Origin of the sequence: Aquimarina rhabdastrellae, from assembly GCA_947387485.1 — a bacterium.
Classification (GTDB): Bacteria; Bacteroidota; Bacteroidia; order Flavobacteriales; family Flavobacteriaceae; genus Aquimarina.
Genome location: CANDNT010000028.1, coordinates 1 through 20,548, shown reverse-complemented (window position 1 = coordinate 20,548; position 20,548 = coordinate 1). Strand labels below are relative to the sequence as shown.

Here is a 20,548-nt window from a genome sequence, read left to right as displayed (position 1 = left end):
GATAACGGAAGCTATAGTAACCAAGCGACAGGAGAAGGAGACAGTCCAAGTGGAACAGACGATGTAAGTGATGTATCAGATGATCCAGACGATAGTACAACGACCACAGATGATCCAACAGTAACAACATTACCAGCAAACCCAAGTATGGAGTTAAGTAAGGTAGATGTGTTAGACTTAGGAACAGATGGAATATTAAATGCAGGAGACGTAATCAACTATACAATAACAGTAAGCAATACTGGAAATGTAACGTTGAGTAATATAGAAGTGACAGATCCAAATGCGACAATAACAAGCGGAAGTCCGATAGCGAGTTTAGCACCAGGAGCAAGTGTAGACGTACTAGCAAACCATGTGTTAACGCAAGCAGAGATCGATAACGGAAGCTATAGTAACCAAGCGACAGGAGAAGGAGACAGTCCAAGTGGAACAGACGATGTAAGTGATGTATCCGATGATCCAGATGATAGTACAACGACCACAGATGATCCAACGGTAACAACATTACCAGCAAACCCAAGTATGAACTTGAGTAAGGTAGATGTGTTAGACTTAGGAACAGATGGAGTATTAAATGCAGGAGATGTAATCAACTATACAATAACAGTAAGCAATACTGGAAATGTAACGTTGAGTAATATAGAAGTAACCGATCCAAATGCAACAATAACAAGCGGAAGTCCAATAGCGAGTTTAGCACCAGGAGCAAGTGTAGATGTATTAGCAAACCATGTGTTAACGCAAGCAGAGATCGATAACGGAAGCTATAGTAACCAAGCGACAGGAGAAGGAGACAGTCCAAGTGGGACAGACGATGTAAGTGATGTATCCGATGATCCAGACGATAGTACAACGACCACAGATGATCCAACAGTAACAACATTACCAGCGAATCCAAGTATGAGTATTATTAAAACAGTAGTAAGCATTACAGATGATAGAGATGGATTAGGTGTAGGTGATATAATTAACTATAGTATAGCAATTACGAATACAGGAAACGTAACCTTAAGTAATATTGTCATTACAGATGCAAATGCAGATAGTGTTGATTATGGAACTACAGATACTGATGGAGATAATGATATTGATGTAATAGCACCAGGAGCAACAGTAACTATTACTGCTTTACAAACAATTACTCAAAATGACGTAGATGCAGGATATGCAGAGAATACTGCTATAGGAACTGGAGATAGTCCAAATGGTACAGGAGATGTAAGTGATACATCAGATGCAGGAGACGAAAGTGTAGAAACTTCAAATGGAGATGGAACTACAGATAATGATCCTACAAATGACCCAACTGTAACTACTATTATAGGAACGCCAGAACTTACATTAACAAAAGTGGCTAATTATACAGATACAAATGGAGATGGATTAGCAACACCAGGAGATGTTATTACATATACATTTACTGTAGAAAATACTGGAGAACTTACAATTAATAATACAGTAATAGATGACCCTAGAATAGGAATAAGTCAAGTAGCAGTGTCACCAAGTACTTTGGCACCAGGAGATATAGGAACGTTAACTATAGATTATGTGATTACACAAGATGATATAGATAATGTAAGAATTGTAAATAGTGCAACAACTACAGGACAAGATCCAGATGGTGTTGATGTGATTGATGTTTCTGATAATGGTGATGAGTTGACAGATACAGATGAAGATGCAGATACAGATCCTACTAATGATCCAACAGTAACTGAATTAGCAGAACCTAATTTAGCATTGAGTAAAAGAGGAGTTTATGTAGATATTAATAATGATGGAATTCCTAATGCAGGAGACGTAATTGATTATACTTTCGAAATTACAAATACAGGAAATGTAGCTGTAACTAATATCATAATAACAGATCCATTACCAGGAATTGTAATTAATGGAGATCCAATTGATCTATTACCAGGAGAAACAGATAGTACAAGTTTTACAGCTAGATATGTGTTAACAAGTGCTGATATTTTTAACGGAGAAGTTATTAATGTAGCTACAGCAATAGGACAAGATCCAAATGGAGAAGATGTAATCGATATATCAGATGATCCAGTAGATGTTACAGATGTTGATACAGATAATGATGGAGATGGTGAAGATGAAACAGTAACAGATATTATTAATAACGAAGAAGACGGAGTTATTGTTTATACAGGTATATCACCTAATGGAGATGGAACTAATGATAGTTTTAGAATCGTAGGATTAGAAGATTTCCCTAACAATACATTAAGAATCTATAATAGATGGGGAGTATTAGTATTTGAAGCTAATGGATATGAACAACCTGGAACGGCATATTTTGAAGGTATTTCAAACGGACGAGTAACAATACAAGAAAGTGAGAAATTACCAGTAGGAACATATTACTATGTTTTAGAATATGTAAAAGATTCAGGAGAAGGAAAGAGTAGAGCTGGATATTTATACATTAATAGATAACAAACCTAGGTTTAAAAAATAATTGATATTAAATGAAAAAAATAGCAATATTATCGATCATATTTGCAGGATTGTCGTCTATTATGTTTGGACAGCAAGATGCACAGTATACACAATATATGTATAATACGATAAGTGTAAACCCAGCTTATGCAGGAAGCAGAGGTGTGATGAGCATTACGGGATTACATAGAAGTCAATGGGTAGGGCTCGATGGGGCCCCCCGTACCTCTACTTTATCGGTAAATACTCCTTTGGGAAGAAAGAACAAAATAGGATTAGGGGTGTCTATCATAAGAGATGAGATAGGACCTTCTCAAGAAACATATTTTGATATAGATTTCTCGTATACAATACAAACTTCAGTTAACGGGAAATTAAGTTTTGGGTTAAAAGCAGGAGGTAATTTACTAGATGTAGATTTTAGAAGGTTAAATCTAGAAGATAATACCGATGTACTTTTCGAAAACTTAATAGACAACAGGTTTAACCCTAATGTAGGATTAGGGTTATACTATCATACAGATAAGTTTTATGTAGGATTAAGTGCACCTAATTTATTAGAAACAGAGCATTATGACAGAAGTACAACTTTAAATAATGATGATGCGGCTAGTTTTATAGCTAGAGAACGAATTAATTATTATTTAATAGCAGGATATGCGTTTGATATAAATGAAGATGTAATTCTTAAACCCGCAATTTTAACCAAAGCCGTTTCGGGAGCGCCACTACAAGTAGATATTTCTGCAAATGCATTACTTTATCAAAAACTCCTTTTAGGGGTAGGATATAGATGGGATGCAGCCGTTACAGGAATGGTAGGATTCCAAATATCGGATAGTTTGTTATTAGGACTAGCCTATGATAAAGAAACTACAGAATTAGGAAGAACTGAGTTTAATAACGGTACTTATGAAGTATTTATGCGATTTGAGTTATTTAAAAAATATAATCGTATCATTACGCCTCGATTCTTTTAACACACAAACACAAGTCAATTATGAGAATATTATTACAAAGAATGTTGTTGATTGTATGGATTTTGGTATGTGGGAATGTTTTTTCTCAAAACCGAAAACTGGATAGAGCAAATAAAGCATACAAACAATATGAATATATAGAAGCACAAGAACAATACCTGAACTTAATAGAAAAGGGTGAAAAAAGTGCAGAATTATACCAAAACCTTGGTAATACATACTATTTTAATAGTCAGTTTGAAGAAGCAGGTAAATGGTATAAAGCTTTAATAGCTGAGTTTCCTGATGAAGTAAGCCCTGAGTACTATTTTAGATGTGCTCAAGCATTAAAAGCAATGGAAAAATATGAAGAGTCAGATAAATACATGAAGACTCTTGCAGAATTGAGTAAAGATGATCAAAGAGCTAAGATCTATACAGAAATTCCAGATTACCTTGAAAAAATCGAATACCAATCAGGTAGATATGATATTATTAATCTTGCAGTTAATTCAGTTTTTTCAGATTTTGGAACTTCTTTCTATAAGGATAAAATAGTATTTAGCTCGGCAAGAGATACTTTATTAATGACTAAAAGTATCCATGAATGGAATAACCAATCTTTTCTAGATTTATATGTGGCAAACAAAGATGAAGCTACAGGTGAATTATCAGAAGTAGATAAAATGGATAGAAAAATAAACACAAAATTCCATGAATCAACTTCGGTATTTAGTAAGGATGGAAATACCATGTATTTTACTAGAAATAATTATACAAATAGAAAGTATAAAGCTTCACAAGAAGGAACGAATAAACTGAAAATATATAAGACAACAAGAAAAGCCAACGGAAAATGGACAACTCCTTTTCCATTAAGTTTTACAAGTGATGAATATTCTACAGCACATCCTACCTTAAGTGAAGATGGAAAGACATTATATTTTTCTTCAGATATGCCTGGAGGATATGGACTATCCGATATCTATAAAGTAGTCATTAATGATGATGGAACTTTTGGTGAACCAGAAAATCTTGGTGATCGTATCAATACAGAAGGAAGAGATAGTTTTCCGTTTGTTTCAGGAAATGACGAATTGTATTTTGCTTCAAATGGACATATAGGTTTAGGAGGTTTTGATGTTTATGTAGTTAAACTAAATGCAGCATCAGACGAAGAAAGAAAGGTGGTAAACATAGGAAAGCCTGTTAATGGATCAAAAGATGACTTTGCTTTTGTTTTTGATAAAGAAGCTAAAAAAGGATATTTTTCGTCAAATCGTAACGATGGAAAAGGAAGTGATGATATCTACGCTTTTGTAGAAAAAGAACCTTTAAGAGATCCTTGTAAAATTATGATTACAGGAGTTGTAAAGGATAAGAAAACGCAAGAAGTACTAGCAGATGCGTTAGTGGTTATATTTGATGAAGAAGGACAAGAGATTGATTCTGTAACAACTAAAGCAGATGGGACATATTCTTTTGAGGTAAAGTGTAAATCAAACTACACAATAAAAGGAAATAAAGAAAAATATAGCACTGCAGAAGAAGCTGTAACAACACCTAATAAAATTGAAACAATTCAAGTTGAGTTAATAGTAGAGAAAGAGATTGAAGAAGGAAAAGATTTAGGTAAGATATTAGCATTAAATCCAATTTATTTTGATTTTGATCAGTGGTATATTCGTAAAGATGCAGCAGTAGAATTAGACAAAGTAGTTGCTGCAATGAATAAATATCCAGAATTAGTAATAGAAGTAAGATCTCATACAGATAGCCATGGAGATGCTAATTATAATTTAGAATTATCAGATAAGAGAGCCAAAGCAACTGCGGCGTATATTATAGAAAGAGGTATAGCAGCAGCAAGAATTTCTGGTAGAGGTTTTGGAGAAACACAACCTGTTAATGATTGTAAAGATGGTTCACGTTGTAAAAAATCGGATTATCAAGCGAATAGACGAAGTGAATTTATTATCATAGAAGAAGCTAAGTAAAACTTATTTTTGTAATTATTAAATCCCCTTTATTATGATGAAAAACCATCGTAGTAAAGGGGATTTTCTATTGTGTAAAAGTTGAAATCAAGAATAATATTATGATTTTTATAAGATTAAGTAACTTTTCTTTAATAGGAAATTGTATGAATTTTAAATTTTTTATACGTTTTTAACACAATATTTTTATGGTTAAAATGTAATTATTGTTGTTGTAAGTATAAGGTTGTTAAATTGTATGGTGTTGTATAATAATTGGTTAAACTATGAAATTTCCCAAAAAAACAATACAAAATTGTATTTAAACTTATATTATATGTTACAAATCACCGTCAATGTAGTTATTGTGAGTTTTACAAAATTTATATAATGCTCCGTAAGAAATATTTTCTTGATGATTTTCTTGAACCCATTTTAGTAAATCTACATAATTGATAGGAGAGGTATCAGGATCATTTAGTTTATCGATAATTGCACGCTTGGTTTTATCAAGAATAAGGGGCGTATTATTTCCTCCACTTTTTACAGAAATTAATCCTTCAATACCTTTATCCTCGTACAATTTTAGCCAATTATAAATAGTTCTACGATCATATTTTAGCTTCTTAGAAAGATCCTTACTATAAGTTACTTTTCCTTGTTTGATTAATACCAAAGCTTTAATTCTACTACGTTTTAATATAGTATGCTGCTTGTGTAATAAAGAAAGTAATTCTGTAATATCTTCTTTGATTTCTATATCTAGTGTTTTAGCCATGATCAAAAGATATATTTTATTGAGAAAATTTAAAGTTTTACAAGTTTAAATTAATGTTAAATGATAAACGACTTAAGTTGATTATTAGTTAAGTACATGTAAAATAAGGAATGAAATATTAAGAAAATAATAACGTTGTCAAGAGTATAAAATTTGCATGCCCTGTAATTTTTAAAAGTGTTGATGAAATAATTGAAAATTTATTTCACACAAGTTAACACTATTAAAACCAACCCAAATGAGTAAAGTTACTATGCTTAAGTTTAGGAGCATGCATTATGGTAAATTTTTACTACTGTTGTTTTTTCTTGCAAAAATGGGAATCGTTACAGCAGGAATACAAGAGTACCAAATTGCTTCTACATCTCAATTACAGATTCCTAAAACCAACTCTTCGGCAAAAGAGCATCAAAAGACAAGTACACGAAAACAAAAGCTAATGCCAGATGATGATTTGGATGCTGACAATGATGGTATCACTAATGCTATAGAATGTGGTTTTGCAGCATGTGAAGAACCAGCAGTAAATGGTAATTTTGAAGAACCAAGAATTAGCCTTAATAGCATTGCATTTTTAAGAGAAGGTGATGTACCAGGCTGGCAAACAACAGCAACAGATGGTAGAATTGAGTTATGGGGAAGTGGCTTTCAAGGCGTAACTGCTTTTGAAGGAAGACAATTTGCAGAACTTAACGCAAATCAAATTTCAACTTTATATCAAGATTTGTGTATTACACCAGGAACGATCTTAGAGTGGTCAGTAAGGCATAGAGGACGAACAGGAGTTGATGTTGCCGAGGTACGTATAGGTAGCGATGTAACGACAGCTACAACTCAAGTAGTGATGAGTGATGGAACTTCTGGATGGGGATATTATAGCGGGAGTTATACCATACCAATCGATCAAGAGAGTACTACATTTGCCTTTGTATCAATATCAAGTGCAGCAAATAACCCTACGATAGGTAATTTTATTGATGATGTACAACTTACAGTTATAGAACCAGTAGAATGTCCAGATACAGATGGAGATGGTGTACCAGATTATTTGGATCTGGATAGTGATGGAGATGGATGTTTTGATACTATAGAAGCTGGGCACACAGATCCTGATGGAGACGGAATTTTAGGAACTTCTCCTGTAGAAGAAGATAGTGATGGGTTGGTGATCAATCAAGGGGGATATACAATTCCATTAGATAGTAATAATAATGGAATATATGATTTTAAAGAAGTTCCAGAACCAATAAACTTTACAGTAGAATTAGAGGATCAAATTATTATCGACGGAGAGGAGATTACGTTCACATTTGATACCGATTTTGATTTAGCAGATCTTGATATTAATTGGCAAGTAAGTACAGATGTGGGTACTACATGGGAAGATATTGATAATGCAGATCCTATTTATACTATTCAAGACAATGTATTGACTATAAATCCAGTGTCGGTAGCAATGAATGGCTGGATCTATAGAGCCGCAGTGAGTAACCCATTGTTTTTATGTCCGTTGTTTGAATATTCAGAAGGAATATTAACGGTTGACCCAAAAGCGGATTTAGATTCTGATGATGATGGAATTACAGATGCGGATGAATGTTCTTTGATTAATGCTTCGTTTACGATAACTAGTGATAACCAAAATGGAACAGAAAATGGAACATATGATTTTAATGGTCAAGGTTCTGGTGTTTGGGATATTACAGCTTCAGGATTTGATTTTGTAGAAGACCAGGGAGTTTCACCATTAGGAGGTATATATTTTATTTATGAAGGTAGAGGTCCTGGTGATGGTTTTTGGTCACTAGATGCTACATTTAATGTCCCTACAAATACAACTGAAAATTCATTGGTTTTATACGGACAAACTGGTGTAGGAAATTTTCAATCTAGATTTAATACATATACCATATCATGGGTAGGAGGGGACGGAAATGCTGTAATTAGAGATCCTTTAAATCAACTTGTTGAGGATGATGGGAGTTTCTTAACTAACGGGAGTTCATTTACTCAAGTTGGAGATGGTCCTATACTTAATGAAGAGCTTAGATGGCATATTGTTTTCCCTAGAGGAGCTACAAGTATTAGAATTAATGCAGTAAGAGGTGGCGTATTAGAAGGATTTAGATTTTCTAATTCTAAATGTACTGATACTGATAATGATGGTATTGTAGACTTTTTAGATTTAGATTCTGATAATGACGGAATTTATGATGTACGTGAATCTGGTGGTATTGATTTAGATAATGACGGACATGCAGATGATTTAGATGGAGATCCAGATAATAATGATGGTATCCCAGATACAGCAGGAACAGGTACGATACCTAATGATACAGATGGTGATACTGTATACGATCATTTAGATCTTGATAGTGACAATGATACGTGTTATGATACAGTAGAAGCAGGTTTTACAGATCCAGATGGAGATGGTCTTCTAGGAGCATCGCTTGTTACAGTAGATACAGATGGAGTGGTGCTAAATCAAGGAGGATATGAGATACCACTAGATAATGATAATAATGATGTCTATGATTTTCAAGAAGCGATGCAACCTATAGTATTCTCTGTAGAAATGCAAGATGTAACAGTAGAAGGAGAACATATAGCAGTATTTACATTTGATACAGATGTAGATGTAAACAATCTAGATATTATTTGGCAATACAGTAGTGATGATGGAAATACTTGGGGAGATATCGATTTTACACCACCTTCAATATATAGTGGAGAAGGAACAAATACGTTGACCATTGATCTAGCAACGGTAGAACTGGACGGTTATAAATATAGAGTAGAAGTTAGCAACCCATTGTTTTTATGTCCAGTACATGAATATACAGATGGGACATTAACAGTAACGCCGTCTACTCCTGAATTAACAGTAACAAAAACAGCAGAGATAACAGATAATGTACCAACAGGTACTGGTGTTGGAGATGAAATAAAATATTTGATTACAGTAGAGAATACTGGGTCAGTGGTGATTTCAGATATCAGTTTAGTAGATACATTTATTAATGGAGCAGGAACATCAACATTAACGCCTGTATTAGTAAGTGGAGATCCTACTTCGTTAGGTTTGGGCGAAAACTTAGTTTATGAAGTAACTTATACAGTAACTCAAGAAGACGTTAATTTAGGATATATAGAAAACAGTGTAGTAGCAACAGGAAGCAGCCCTACAGGAACAGATAATGTAACAGATACTTCAGATACCGATGTAGACAGAAACGGAAATGCAATACCTGATAATGAAAATGTAGAAACAGCAGATGGAGAAGGAAATACAGATGGAGATAGTACTAATGATCCTACGGTGACAACTTTTGATACCGATTCAGAACTAAGAGTAACAAAAAGTTTTGAAATTACAGATAATGCACCATCAGGATTAGGTGTGGGAGATGAAGTAAAATATGAGATTACCGTTGTCAATACGGGGACAGTTACCGTATCAAATATTGAGTTAGCCGATATATTTATTAACGGAACAGGAACAGGAACGCTAACTCCGATATTAGTAAGTGGTGACCCAACAGCATTATTACCAGATGGAAGTTTAACATACGAAGTGACTTATACCATCACTCAAGAAGATGTAGATCTAGGATATATAGAAAATAGTGTCATCGCTACAGGAGATAGTCCTACAGGAACAGATGATGTAAGTGATACTTCAGATACCGATGTAGATAGTAGTGGAAATCCTATAGCTGATAATGAAAATGTAGAAACAGCAGATGGTAACGGTAATGTCGATGGTAATAGTACTAATGACCCTACAGTAACACAGTTAATTGCAATTCCTGAATTAACACTGACAAAAATTGGTATTCTTTCTAGCGGAAGTAGAGATGGTATAGCTAGAGTAGGAGATATAATTACATATCGATTTACAGTAGTTAATACAGGAGAATTGACAGTAGAAAACCTAATGATAGATGATGATAGAATAGGTATAAGTCAATTAGAAGTTACACCATCTATATTAGCACCAGGAGAAGCTGGAGTGGCAGAAGTAGAATATGTAATCACACAAGAAGACATAGATGATAGACGTGTTGTAAATAGTGCAGTAGTAACTGGGCAAGATCCAGATGGAGTTGATGTAATAGATGTATCAGATAATGGAAATGAATTAGAAGATGGAGAAGATCCAGATACAGATCCTACAAATGATCCTACTATAGTAGAGTTAGCTGCTCCTAATTTGGCACTAACTAAAACAGGTGTATATGTAGACGAAAATAATGATGGATTAGTGAATGTAGGCGATATTATAGCATACACTTTTGTAATAACAAATACAGGTAATATGCCGATTACAAATTTAGTAATCACAGATCCATTACCAGGTATAGTAATTAGTGGAGGTCCGATAGATTTACAACCAGGAGAAACAGATGCTACTACATTTACAGCAACTTACCCAATTACAAATGCAGATATTCTTAATGGAGAAGTGATTAATAGTGCAACAGCAATTGGACAAGATGTCAATAATAATGATATCACAGATGTATCAGATGATCCAGAAGATTTAACAGATATCGATTTAGATGGTGATGGTGATGGTGAAGATGATACCATAACAGAGTTGCCAGAAGATGAAGGTATTATTATCTACACAGGAATTTCACCAAATGAAGACGGTTCTAATGATACTTTTACCATAGCGGGATTAGAACGATACCCTAATAATACAGTTAAAATCTATAATAGATGGGGAATATTAGTTTTTGAAACTAGGTCGTATGAGCAACCTACAACAACACGTTTTGATGGTACATCAGACGGAAGAGCTACAATTCAAGTAGATAAGAAACTTCCAGCAGGAACTTATTATTATGTACTGGAGTATAAAACTAATAATGGCGAAGAACACAGTATAGCAGGATACCTGTACATTAATAGATAACAGACGTAATAAAAACAATTGAATCAGATGAAAAAACTAATAATTATAACGATCATATGTATGGGATTGTCGTCTGTAGTCTTTGGTCAGCAAGATGCACAGTATACCCAATATATGTATAATACAATAAGTGTTAACCCTGCATATGCAGGAAGTAGAGGAGTTTTAAGTATAACAGGATTACATCGCAGTCAATGGGTTGGACTCGATGGAGCTCCTCGTACTTTTACACTATCTGCAAATGCTCCAATGGGACTAGGTAGTCCCGTGGGGCTAGGAGTATCTCTAGTAAGGGATGAAATAGGACCAGCACAAGAAACGTATATCGATATTGACTTTTCTTACACCATTAAAACTTCGCAAACAGGAAAATTAAGTTTTGGGTTAAAAGCAGGAGGTCAATTATTAGATGTTGATTTTACACGATTGCGATTAGAAGACGAAGCAGATCCATATTTTCAGGATTTTATAGACAATAAGTTTAGCCCTAATGTAGGTGCAGGAGTATATTATCATACTCAAAAATTCTATGTGGGATTAAGTGTGCCTAACCTATTAGAAACAGAACATTTTGATAGTAGTACAAATTTGAATAGTACAGATCAGGCTAGCTTTACAGCCAAAGAACGTATCAATTATTATTTGATTGCTGGATATGCTTTTGACATCAGTCCAGACTTTGTATTGAAACCTACAATGTTAACCAAAGCAGTTTTTGGAGCGCCATTACAAGTTGATGTTTCCTTAAATAGTCTATTGTATAAGAAATTAATATTAGGAGTAGGCTATAGATGGGATGCAGCTTTTACAGGAATGGCAGGATTTCAAATATCAGATGGCTTACTAGTAGGAGTTGCTTATGATAAGGAGACTACAGAGTTAGGTAAAACAGAATTTACACAAGGAAGTTATGAGATCTTTTTAAGGTTCGAATTATTTAAGAAGTATCACAAAATAGTTACGCCAAGATTCTTTTAACACACAAACACAAATCAATTATGAAGATAACGTTTAAAAATATATTATTTCTGATAGGTCTATGCGTTGTTACGGCTACTTTTTCGCAAGAGCGTAAACTTCTTAAAGCAGAAGAAGCCTATCAACAATATGAATATGTAGAAGCACAAGAACGCTATTTACACCTTATAGAAAAAGGAGAAAAAAGCGCAGATATATATCAAAAATTAGGAAACACATATTACTTCAATAGTCAATATGAAGATGCTGCAAAGTGGTATAAAACATTAATTACAGAATATCCAGACGAGATAGAAGCAGAATATTATTTTAGATATGCACAATCTTTAAAAGCATTGAAACAATATGATGAATCTGATAAATATATGAAGCTATTAGCTTCAAAAAATGCAGAAGATCACAGAGCCAAAGTGTATAATGATATTCCAGATTATTTGAAGAAGATTAAGTTTCAATCAGGAAGATATGAAGTAATTAATTTAGCGATAAACTCTCCGTTTTCAGATTTTGGACCATCATTTTATCAAGATAAAATAGTATTTAGCTCGGCTAGAGATACTTTAGTGTTTAGTCGTAATTTACATCAATGGAATGATAAATCATTTTTGGACCTATACAGTGCAGATATAGAAGAAGAAACAGGAGAGCTTTCTAATCTTGATAAACTGAATAAAAAAGTAAATACTAAATATCACGAGTCTACCTCTGTGTTTACAAGTGATGGAAATACAATGTATTTTACACGAAATAATTATACCAAAAGAAAATATCGAGAAGCCGAAGATGGAACTAATAAACTTAAGATTTACAAAACTACCAAAGATGAAAAAGGTCGTTGGACAACACCAATCCCTTTATCATTTACTAGTGATGAGTTTTCTACAGCACATCCAGCATTAAGTGCTGATGAAAAAACATTGTATTTTACATCAGATATGCCAGGAGGATATGGATTATCAGATATTTATAAAGTAGCTATTAATGCAGATGGAAGCTTTGGAGAACCTGTAAATTTAGGAGACCGCATAAATACAGAAGGTAGAGATAGTTTTCCATATGTATCGGATAAAGATGAATTGTACTTTGCTTCAAACGGACATATAGGATTAGGAGGATTTGATATTTATGTAACTCCGTTAAACCCCAAAAATGAAGAAGAAGGACGAGTACTTAATATAGGAGAACCTGCAAATAGTTCTAAAGATGATTTTGCATATGTATTTGATACTCGAACAAAGAGAGGATATTTCTCATCAAATCGAGATGGAGGAAAAGGAAGTGATGATATCTACACTTTTGTAGAATTAGAACCATTAAAAGATCCGTGTAAAATAACGATTACTGGAGTAGTAAAAGACAAGAAAACGAAAGAGATTTTACCAGGAACTTTAGTGGTGATTTTTGATAAAGACGAACAAGAATTAAACTCGATAACTACAGGATCAGAAGGTAAATATAGTTTTGATGTAAAATGTAAAGCTACATATACTATCAAAGCAAGTAAAGAAAAATACAAGACAACTACAGAAGTGGTAACAACGCCAGACGGAACTGAAACTATAGAAGTACCATTAGAATTAGAACTAATACCAGAAGAAGTTGATCTAGGTAAGCTATTAGCTCTGAAACCTATTTATTTTGATTTTGATCAAGCCAAAATACGAGATGATGCCGCTATAGAATTAGATAAGGTAGTAGCAGCTATGCAAAAATATCCAGAATTGGTTATAGAAGTACGTTCACATACAGATAGTCAAGGAACAACAACATATAACCTGAAACTCTCTGATAAAAGAGCCAAAGCAACAGCTACCTATATCATAAATAAAGGAATTACCAAAGAAAGAATTTCTGGAAGAGGTTTAGGAGAATCAGAATTAACGAATAAATGTGGAGATGGTGTAAACTGTAAAGAAGAAGAACACCAACTTAACAGAAGAAGTGAATTTATTATCATTAAAGAAGCTGCAACAGAAAAAGCGAAGACTAACTAATAACAATTTTTCCCCAATCCTTAATAAATGATTTCCCCAAAAATCATTTTAATGCTAAGATGACCTTGATAAGGTGAAGGAGGTGTTCTATTATATAGAGCACCTTTCTTTTTTGTATAGAGACAAGTTCTTTTTTAATTGGTGAATCTCTGTATAAGTAAGAAATAAGGACTGTAAAGAAATATAGGAATGTTCTGATTGATCCTTAAATTCAAGGGAGTCGTTAGAACCATTAAAATTTATAGCATGTAGAGTAGTAGAACTATACTGTTTAACTATTGTATTGTTAATCACTAAGAGTATTCTTTGAGGAGTTATGATAAGGTAATCTCGTTGTTGATGGACTAAGTAAAATATCCAAAAGAATAGAAAAGAATGTTGTAAGAATGTTTTTATAAAAGAAGATTGAGATGGTTTTTGTAAAAGAATCATACCTGATTCACGAGTAATAAGAGAGAGCACATCTTGATGACTGATTTTTCTTTTAAGATTGACCGATGAAACTTTATGTACCATAGATAGTGTTAAAATAACAGTTACATACGTTCGATAATACGTTTTCTGTGAGTAACGCCCCAATCACTAAGCGCTTTTAATACAGAATCTAGAGTCTTTCCATAAGCAGATAATTCATAAATAACGGTGATAGGAGTAGTATCTTTTACCGTTCGAGTAATGATGAGATTTTCTTCAAGAAACTTTAACTCTTTAGAAAGAATCTTAGGGGTGATTTTAGGAAGCGTTTTCTTTAATTCATTAAAACGCATAGGACCACCAATCCATAAAGCCGAAAGAATAATAATTTTCCACTTACCACTTAACAGTTCCATGGTATCCATAAGAGGAATCAAATGTTTATTACAATCCTGATGTTTAGAGCAAGAATTTTCTGGAGGTATCATAGATAAAAAATTAAGTGTTAGTATCCTTTTGGATACCAATATCCAAAAGGATACTGTTTAAAAAGCTACTAAGTAGCTGGTTATTTTTGTTTCAGAAATAAAACCACAAAATACATGAAAAGTAACAAAATCATTTATTGGATTGCAACAATTATCGTCCTTTTATTTGTAGGATTAGGTAGTATAGCAGATCTATTACAAATAGATGCGATAAAACAAAGCATAACAGCTATAGGATTTCCGCTATATGTTATTCCATTTTTTGGAGTGTTAAAACTATTAGGAAGTTTAACAATAGTGATTCCAGCCTTAAAACGATTAAAAGAAGGAGCCTATGCAGGATTGTTTTTCTATTTTATAGGAGCTACGTATTGTCATATTGTTGTGGGAGATAGTATAGATAAATATGCAATAGTATTAATCATACTCAGTGCTGTAATTGTATCATATATCTATGCTCAAAAAATAGAAAGGATTACAGCGAAAAAATAGTTAAGCATGTAGATAAAAATAAAGTGGTTTATAAATCTTTTTATAAACCACTTTATACTATTATAGTAATAAGAAACTATATTAAAAACAGGGACGGTATTACCATTTCATTTCACCTTTAGCAACTTTTGAACCTATATCTAAAGCAATACTAAGTCCTGCTTTAGGATAAAGTTTTTGCATAGCAGCAATTAATTCTTCAGAGTTTTTAGCTTTTTTTGCTTCTTTTTCATAAGCTAATAAGTATTTTTTAGAGAAAGTAACAGCGTTTATATTTAGGTTACTATTATCAAGAGCATGAGCAGCAATCACAACTTCAGGTTTTAAATTTTCAATATCACTTAAAATTTCTAACCAAGCTTTTCGCTCCTTAGGAGTACCAGCATCAGCAATCCATAAATGTAAATTATCATAGACATTAACTCCACCTACAACAGTTTTTATAGTTGGAATCCATACATAAGTACGTTCAGGAGTAGGACCATTTAAGCCTTTTATCTCTAGTGAATGTTCTTCTAACTTAATCGTGTTACCTTGAAGTACTTGAGGTAACACAATGTTTTGTGAACCATTTGATCCTAATTTTGGACCCCAAAAATCTAACTTCTTTTGATATGTTTTTTTGATATGCGCTATAGTTTGTGGAGTTGCGTATACGGTAACATCAGGAAAAACACTTTTAAAAACCTCTAGACCAAAGTAATAATCAGGATCACCATGGCTAACATAGATAGTAGAAAGCGATTTACCACTTTCGATAATATCAGCTACAACACGATAAGCATCGGCACGTGTAAATTGAGCATCGATTAAAACAGCTTCTTCTTGTCCATAAATCAAAGTAGAAGCTACGTGAAAACTATGAGCATTAGCTCTATACACTTTATAATTGAGTTGTTGTGCAGTGGTAGTCATAACAGTAAAAAAAATTAAAGTTGTTAAAACAGTTGATATATTTTTCATTTTGGTTTATAATATTTTGTTGATACAAAAGTATATAGCCTTGTGATCTAAAAAATTGAACAAGTTCAATAAATGCATCTAGCAGAAAAAAACAGAAGTACTAAACTTATAGAAGTTCAGCTTAAAAGAAAGCATTACTAAAACTCTTTTTGTAGTTTTGCAGCTTTAAAAAACAAGCGATGATTTCAGTTGATAATTTAACGGTAGAATTTAGTGGTACAACCTTATTTAGCGGAGTATCTTTTGTAATTAATCCCACAGATAAAATAGCTTTAATGGGAAAGAATGGTGCAGGAAAATCAACTATGATGAAAATCGTGGCGGGTATCCAAAAAGCAACACGTGGAAATGTGAGTGCACCCAAAGATACTGTAATTGCATATTTACCACAGCATTTATTAACCGAAGATAATTGTACTGTTTTTGAAGAAGCATCTAAAGCATTTACGCATATATTTGCTATGCGAGATGAAATAGAAGAACTTAATAAAGCCTTAGAAACCAGAACTGATTATGAAAGTGATGAGTATATGGGCATTATTGAAAAAGTAGCTGATCTAGGAGAAAAGTATTATGCTTTAGAAGACGTAAACTACGATGCAGAAGTTGAAAAGGCATTAAAAGGATTAGGTTTTAAACAAGAAGATTTTACAAGACCTACCAACGAATATAGTGGTGGATGGCGTATGCGAATAGAATTGGCAAAAATTTTATTACAAAAGCCAGATTTGATACTACTTGATGAGCCTACCAACCATATTGATATAGAATCTGTAATGTGGTTAGAAGACTTTTTGGTAAACAAAGCCAATGCAGTAATGGTAATATCACACGACAAAGCTTTTATTGATAATATTACCAACCGTACGATAGAAGTGACTATGGGGCGTATTTATGATTATAAGGCTAATTATTCGCATTATTTACAGTTAAGAGAAGAGCGTAGAGCTCACCAAATTAAAGCATACCAAGAGCAACAAAAATTTATAGCAGATACCAAAGCTTTTATAGAACGCTTTAAAGGAACCTATTCCAAAACAAATCAAGTAGCGTCTCGAGAACGTATGCTTGAAAAACTAGATATCATTGAAATAGATGAAGTTGATAATTCATCTTTAAAACTAAGATTTCCACCAGCACCTCGTTCTGGAGATTATCCAGTAACAGCAAAAGAAGTATCTAAGTCTTATGGAGATCAGGTAGTGTTTAAAAATGCCAGCATGTCTATAGCAAGAGGAGAAAAAGTATGTTTTGTAGGGCGAAATGGAGAAGGAAAGTCAACCATGATTAAAGCGATTATGGGAGAGGTTGATGTAGAAGGAATATGTGAATTAGGGCATAATGTAAAAGTAGGATACTTTGCCCAAAATCAAGCTTCTTTATTAGATCCGGATTTAACCATTTTTCAAACAGTAGATGAGGTGGCTTTTGGAGATGTACGTACACAAATAAAGAATATCCTTGGACGATTCATGTTTAGTGGTGATGATATCGATAAAAAAGTAGGTGTATTATCTGGAGGAGAAAAAACTAGATTAGCGATGGTTAAGTTGTTATTAGAACCTGTTAACCTGTTGATTCTTGATGAGCCTACAAACCATTTGGATTTAAAATCCAAAGATGTACTTAAAGAAGCCTTATTAGCATTTGACGGAACGTTAATTTTGGTTTCTCATGATAGAGATTTCTTACAAGGATTATCCAAAAAAGTATTTGAATTCAAAGATCAGCGTGTGATTGAGCATTTTGAAACTATAGATGCTTTCTTAGAACGAAATAAGATAAAAAGCATAGCAGATATGAATCTTAAAAAATAACCCTATTCACATTAAAAAGTCATGATTACTTAATAATCATGACTTTTTAAGTTTTAGTAATTGTTATTTAACACTTATCAGTACCGAATGAGGTAAAAGATTTACCGTTATAAATACAAACTTTTCCGTCTGCCGTTCCAATCCATAAATTGCCTTTTTGATCTTTATGAATCGAAGTGATTGTATTACTAGATAAACCATCATTTATGGTGTAATTAAGTAAAGACGTACCATTATAATACCAAAGACCAGTATCCAAAGTGCCTAACCATAGCGCACCTTCTTGATCTTGTTCCATAACCCAGAAACGAATTATGCTATCTAGTTGATCGGTAAAAGTAGATGTAGTAAAAAGCTCATGAGAAGACTCTTGAAAAACTTTTTTTAGTAGTGAACTTTTGGACTGATTAGCTTCGGGATAAATAAAAGAATCTCCATTAAAACCAATAACTCCTCTAGCAAGAGTACTAAACCATGTAGTAGTAGCATGTGTAAAAATATGATGAACCTCATAGGCACTACCATGAACATGATTAGGTAAGGAATCACTTTTAAGAACTGGAATAGGTAAGTAAACCAGCTTATTATTAAGATAACGATAAACACCATTTTCTCGACCAGCACCAAACCATAAAGCTTTCGAGGAATCCTCTTTCCAGATGATTTTTATATCCTGAATTGGACCATGAGAGATTTCAGGATGAGCAGTGATAAATTGCTCTCCGTTGAAATAACAAATACCTTTACCAGTGTCAAACCAAATATTACCATTCTCATCTTCTTGTATAGACTTTATTTGGTTATGACTTAAACCATCCTTTTTGGTAAAATAAGTGAAGTGTGTACCATCAAAACGACAAACACCTTCGTTTTGCGAACCAAACCAGAAATTACCTTTACGATCTTGAAATATAGCACGTATACTACTTTTAAAACGCAATATTTTTTCGGTTTGATATAATGCATTTAATTTAGGGTAAACGACGGCTATATCCTCTGTTGGGGAATCTCTATGTATTATGGGAATGTTGGCTTCTTTTTTTGATTCTGATTTTATATCTGTGCAAGCATCAAAAACGAAAAGAACAGATAATAAGATTCCTAATTTAAAGGCAAGTGAAAAATGTTTTATCATGATTTTAGATTTAGATAAATAAAAGTAAAGCCTAACCTTTTTAGTAACCTAAAACCAATGTAAATTAATGTAAAATCAATGTAAAACAGCTTAAAAGAGTTTCAGTTGATGAGATAATCAAATAGATTTGTATTTATGAATACTCACTATTTCCGAAATATTTTTGTCGTCTTTATAGGTGCGTTTTTTGCTTTAGCCAATAGCTATGGACAAAGAACCGAAGAACAACATATCAAAGTAGCCATGCGTATGATTGGTCACGAATTATTATTGGCAGCAAAAGATAGTACTTCTCGAATATTACCTATAACTCAAAAATCGATGAATACCTATGAAATATCATTTGATACCGAGTTTCAATTTCGTCCAGAAATAATAGTGAAAACAATAGATCATGTTATACAAACGACCCAAATAGCCAATCATTATATCGTAGAGTTAGAAGATTGTATGTCTAAAGAGATCGTATATAGTTATGAAATAGCAACAGTAACTAAAAAAGATATCATACCGTGTTTAACTAGAGAAATGCCTAAAGCATGTTATCAAATCTTATTGACTATTCTTGATAATGAAAAACGAACCGAAGAATTAGTATCAACTATGAAATCGAGCCCTAGAAAAACTACTACGATTTCTAATCAAGGAAATAGGTATTGGGAATATACCATAGTAGGAGTGACTTTGGTAGTATGTCTGATAGGAAGTGGATTTTGGATAAAAAAGAAAAAACGAGTCGAGAAAAATGAGATTTATAAGATAACTATAGGAGCATATGAATTTGATAAACAAAATATGAAATTACAGTATAAAGATCAACATACAGAACTCACTAGCAAAGAAACCGATTTATTGGTTCTATTACATAGCTCGGTTAATAAGACTGTAGAAAGAGAAGTGTTACTTAAAGAAGTTTGGGGAGACGAGGGCGATTATATAGGAAGGACATTAGATGTCTATATCTCAAAATTACGTAAGAAATTAGCGAATGATACTACTATAAAAATCATAAATATCAGAGGAGTGGGGTATAAGTTGATTATAAATGAGCGAGAATGATTGGTTACGAGAGGTGAGTTATAAAATTTGTCATCTCGACAAGCTCGATGACCAGACAAGCTCGATGACCAGACAAGCTCGATGACCAGACAAGCTCGATGACCAGACAAGCTC

At 33.2% G+C, this 20,548-nt stretch carries 13 protein-coding genes; 9 read left to right on the top strand and 4 right to left on the bottom strand.

Annotated features, from left to right (window positions below):
- From ACYEKI_RS20585 to ACYEKI_RS20575, 3 genes are all read left to right on the top strand, one after another.
- A partial coding sequence (locus tag ACYEKI_RS20585) for a DUF7507 domain-containing protein (RefSeq protein ID WP_459213101.1) occupies positions 1–2,454 on the top strand: 2,454 nt, incomplete at its 5' end.
- A 32-nt stretch (positions 2,455–2,486) separates the two neighbouring features.
- Positions 2,487–3,437 carry a PorP/SprF family type IX secretion system membrane protein gene (locus tag ACYEKI_RS20580; RefSeq protein ID WP_459213100.1) on the top strand — a complete coding sequence of 317 codons (951 nt, stop codon included), beginning with the start codon at positions 2,487–2,489 and terminating at the stop codon, positions 3,435–3,437.
- Positions 3,438–3,457: 20 nt separating this feature from the next.
- Positions 3,458–5,413, top strand: a complete 1,956-nt coding sequence (locus ACYEKI_RS20575) for an OmpA family protein (protein ID WP_459213099.1) — start codon at positions 3,458–3,460, stop codon at positions 5,411–5,413.
- A gap of 319 nt (positions 5,414–5,732) precedes the next feature.
- On the opposite strand, the gene ACYEKI_RS20570 is transcribed toward ACYEKI_RS20575, so the two are convergent.
- Positions 5,733–6,170: a helix-turn-helix domain-containing protein gene (locus tag ACYEKI_RS20570; protein WP_459213098.1), complete on the bottom strand. Its 438-nt coding sequence runs from the start codon at positions 6,168–6,170 to the stop codon at positions 5,733–5,735.
- Between the two features lie 238 nt (positions 6,171–6,408).
- Between ACYEKI_RS20570 and ACYEKI_RS20565 the strand changes: the two genes are divergently transcribed.
- From ACYEKI_RS20565 to ACYEKI_RS20555, 3 genes are read left to right on the top strand one after another with little or no spacing between them, the layout of a single operon-like run.
- Positions 6,409–11,094, top strand: a complete 4,686-nt coding sequence (locus ACYEKI_RS20565) for a gliding motility-associated C-terminal domain-containing protein (RefSeq protein WP_459213097.1) — start codon at positions 6,409–6,411, stop codon at positions 11,092–11,094.
- 27 nt (positions 11,095–11,121) lie between these two features.
- Entirely contained in the window at positions 11,122–12,072 is a 951-nt protein-coding gene (locus ACYEKI_RS20560) for a PorP/SprF family type IX secretion system membrane protein (protein WP_459213096.1), read from the top strand.
- A gap of 20 nt (positions 12,073–12,092) precedes the next feature.
- Complete coding sequence (locus ACYEKI_RS20555) at positions 12,093–14,066, top strand: OmpA family protein (RefSeq protein ID WP_459213095.1); 1,974 nt, start codon at positions 12,093–12,095, stop codon at positions 14,064–14,066.
- A gap of 536 nt (positions 14,067–14,602) precedes the next feature.
- Here ACYEKI_RS20555 and ACYEKI_RS20550 read toward each other — a convergent pair.
- A complete protein-coding gene (locus ACYEKI_RS20550) occupies positions 14,603–14,968 on the bottom strand; it encodes a winged helix-turn-helix transcriptional regulator (RefSeq protein ID WP_459213094.1) in 366 nt (121 codons plus the stop codon).
- Between the two features lie 114 nt (positions 14,969–15,082).
- Between ACYEKI_RS20550 and ACYEKI_RS20545 the strand changes: the two genes are divergently transcribed.
- Positions 15,083–15,460 carry a DoxX family protein gene (locus ACYEKI_RS20545; protein ID WP_459213093.1) on the top strand — a complete coding sequence of 126 codons (378 nt, stop codon included), beginning with the start codon at positions 15,083–15,085 and terminating at the stop codon, positions 15,458–15,460.
- Between the two features lie 99 nt (positions 15,461–15,559).
- Here ACYEKI_RS20545 and ACYEKI_RS20540 read toward each other — a convergent pair whose 3' ends face one another.
- The gene (locus ACYEKI_RS20540; RefSeq protein WP_459213092.1) at positions 15,560–16,423 is read right to left on the bottom strand and encodes an MBL fold metallo-hydrolase; all 864 of its coding nucleotides are present in this window, start codon (positions 16,421–16,423) and stop codon (positions 15,560–15,562) included.
- A gap of 179 nt (positions 16,424–16,602) precedes the next feature.
- Here ACYEKI_RS20540 and ACYEKI_RS20535 point away from each other — a divergent pair, with 179 nt between their 5' ends.
- Positions 16,603–18,240, top strand: coding sequence for an ABC-F family ATP-binding cassette domain-containing protein (locus ACYEKI_RS20535; protein WP_459213091.1), 1,638 nt, complete (start codon positions 16,603–16,605; stop codon positions 18,238–18,240).
- 67 nt (positions 18,241–18,307) lie between these two features.
- Here ACYEKI_RS20535 and ACYEKI_RS20530 read toward each other — a convergent pair whose 3' ends face one another.
- Positions 18,308–19,375 carry a ligand-binding sensor domain-containing protein gene (locus tag ACYEKI_RS20530; RefSeq protein WP_459213090.1) on the bottom strand — a complete coding sequence of 356 codons (1,068 nt, stop codon included), beginning with the start codon at positions 19,373–19,375 and terminating at the stop codon, positions 18,308–18,310.
- 135 nt (positions 19,376–19,510) lie between these two features.
- On the opposite strand from ACYEKI_RS20530, the gene ACYEKI_RS20525 reads away from it, so the two are divergent.
- Entirely contained in the window at positions 19,511–20,434 is a 924-nt protein-coding gene (locus tag ACYEKI_RS20525; protein WP_459213089.1) for a winged helix-turn-helix domain-containing protein, read from the top strand.
- The last annotated feature ends 114 nt before the right edge of the window (positions 20,435–20,548 follow it).

Excerpts from the sequence above, each read along its gene's own strand:
- ACYEKI_RS20560 (WP_459213096.1), top strand. The coding sequence starts at position 11,122 with ATGAAAAAACTAATAATTATAACGATCATATGTATGGGATTGTCGTCT.
- ACYEKI_RS20580 (WP_459213100.1), top strand. The coding sequence starts at position 2,487 with ATGAAAAAAATAGCAATATTATCGATCATATTTGCAGGATTGTCGTCT.
- ACYEKI_RS20540 (WP_459213092.1), bottom strand. The coding sequence starts at position 16,423 with ATGAAAAATATATCAACTGTTTTAACAACTTTAATTTTTTTTACTGTT.
- ACYEKI_RS20555 (WP_459213095.1), top strand. The coding sequence starts at position 12,093 with ATGAAGATAACGTTTAAAAATATATTATTTCTGATAGGTCTATGCGTT.
- ACYEKI_RS20565 (WP_459213097.1), top strand. The coding sequence starts at position 6,409 with ATGAGTAAAGTTACTATGCTTAAGTTTAGGAGCATGCATTATGGTAAA.
- ACYEKI_RS20545 (WP_459213093.1), top strand. The coding sequence starts at position 15,083 with ATGAAAAGTAACAAAATCATTTATTGGATTGCAACAATTATCGTCCTT.
- ACYEKI_RS20570 (WP_459213098.1), bottom strand. The coding sequence starts at position 6,170 with ATGGCTAAAACACTAGATATAGAAATCAAAGAAGATATTACAGAATTA.
- ACYEKI_RS20525 (WP_459213089.1), top strand. The coding sequence starts at position 19,511 with ATGAATACTCACTATTTCCGAAATATTTTTGTCGTCTTTATAGGTGCG.
- ACYEKI_RS20550 (WP_459213094.1), bottom strand. The coding sequence starts at position 14,968 with ATGATACCTCCAGAAAATTCTTGCTCTAAACATCAGGATTGTAATAAA.
- ACYEKI_RS20575 (WP_459213099.1), top strand. The coding sequence starts at position 3,458 with ATGAGAATATTATTACAAAGAATGTTGTTGATTGTATGGATTTTGGTA.
- ACYEKI_RS20535 (WP_459213091.1), top strand. The coding sequence starts at position 16,603 with ATGATTTCAGTTGATAATTTAACGGTAGAATTTAGTGGTACAACCTTA.
- ACYEKI_RS20530 (WP_459213090.1), bottom strand. The coding sequence starts at position 19,375 with ATGATAAAACATTTTTCACTTGCCTTTAAATTAGGAATCTTATTATCT.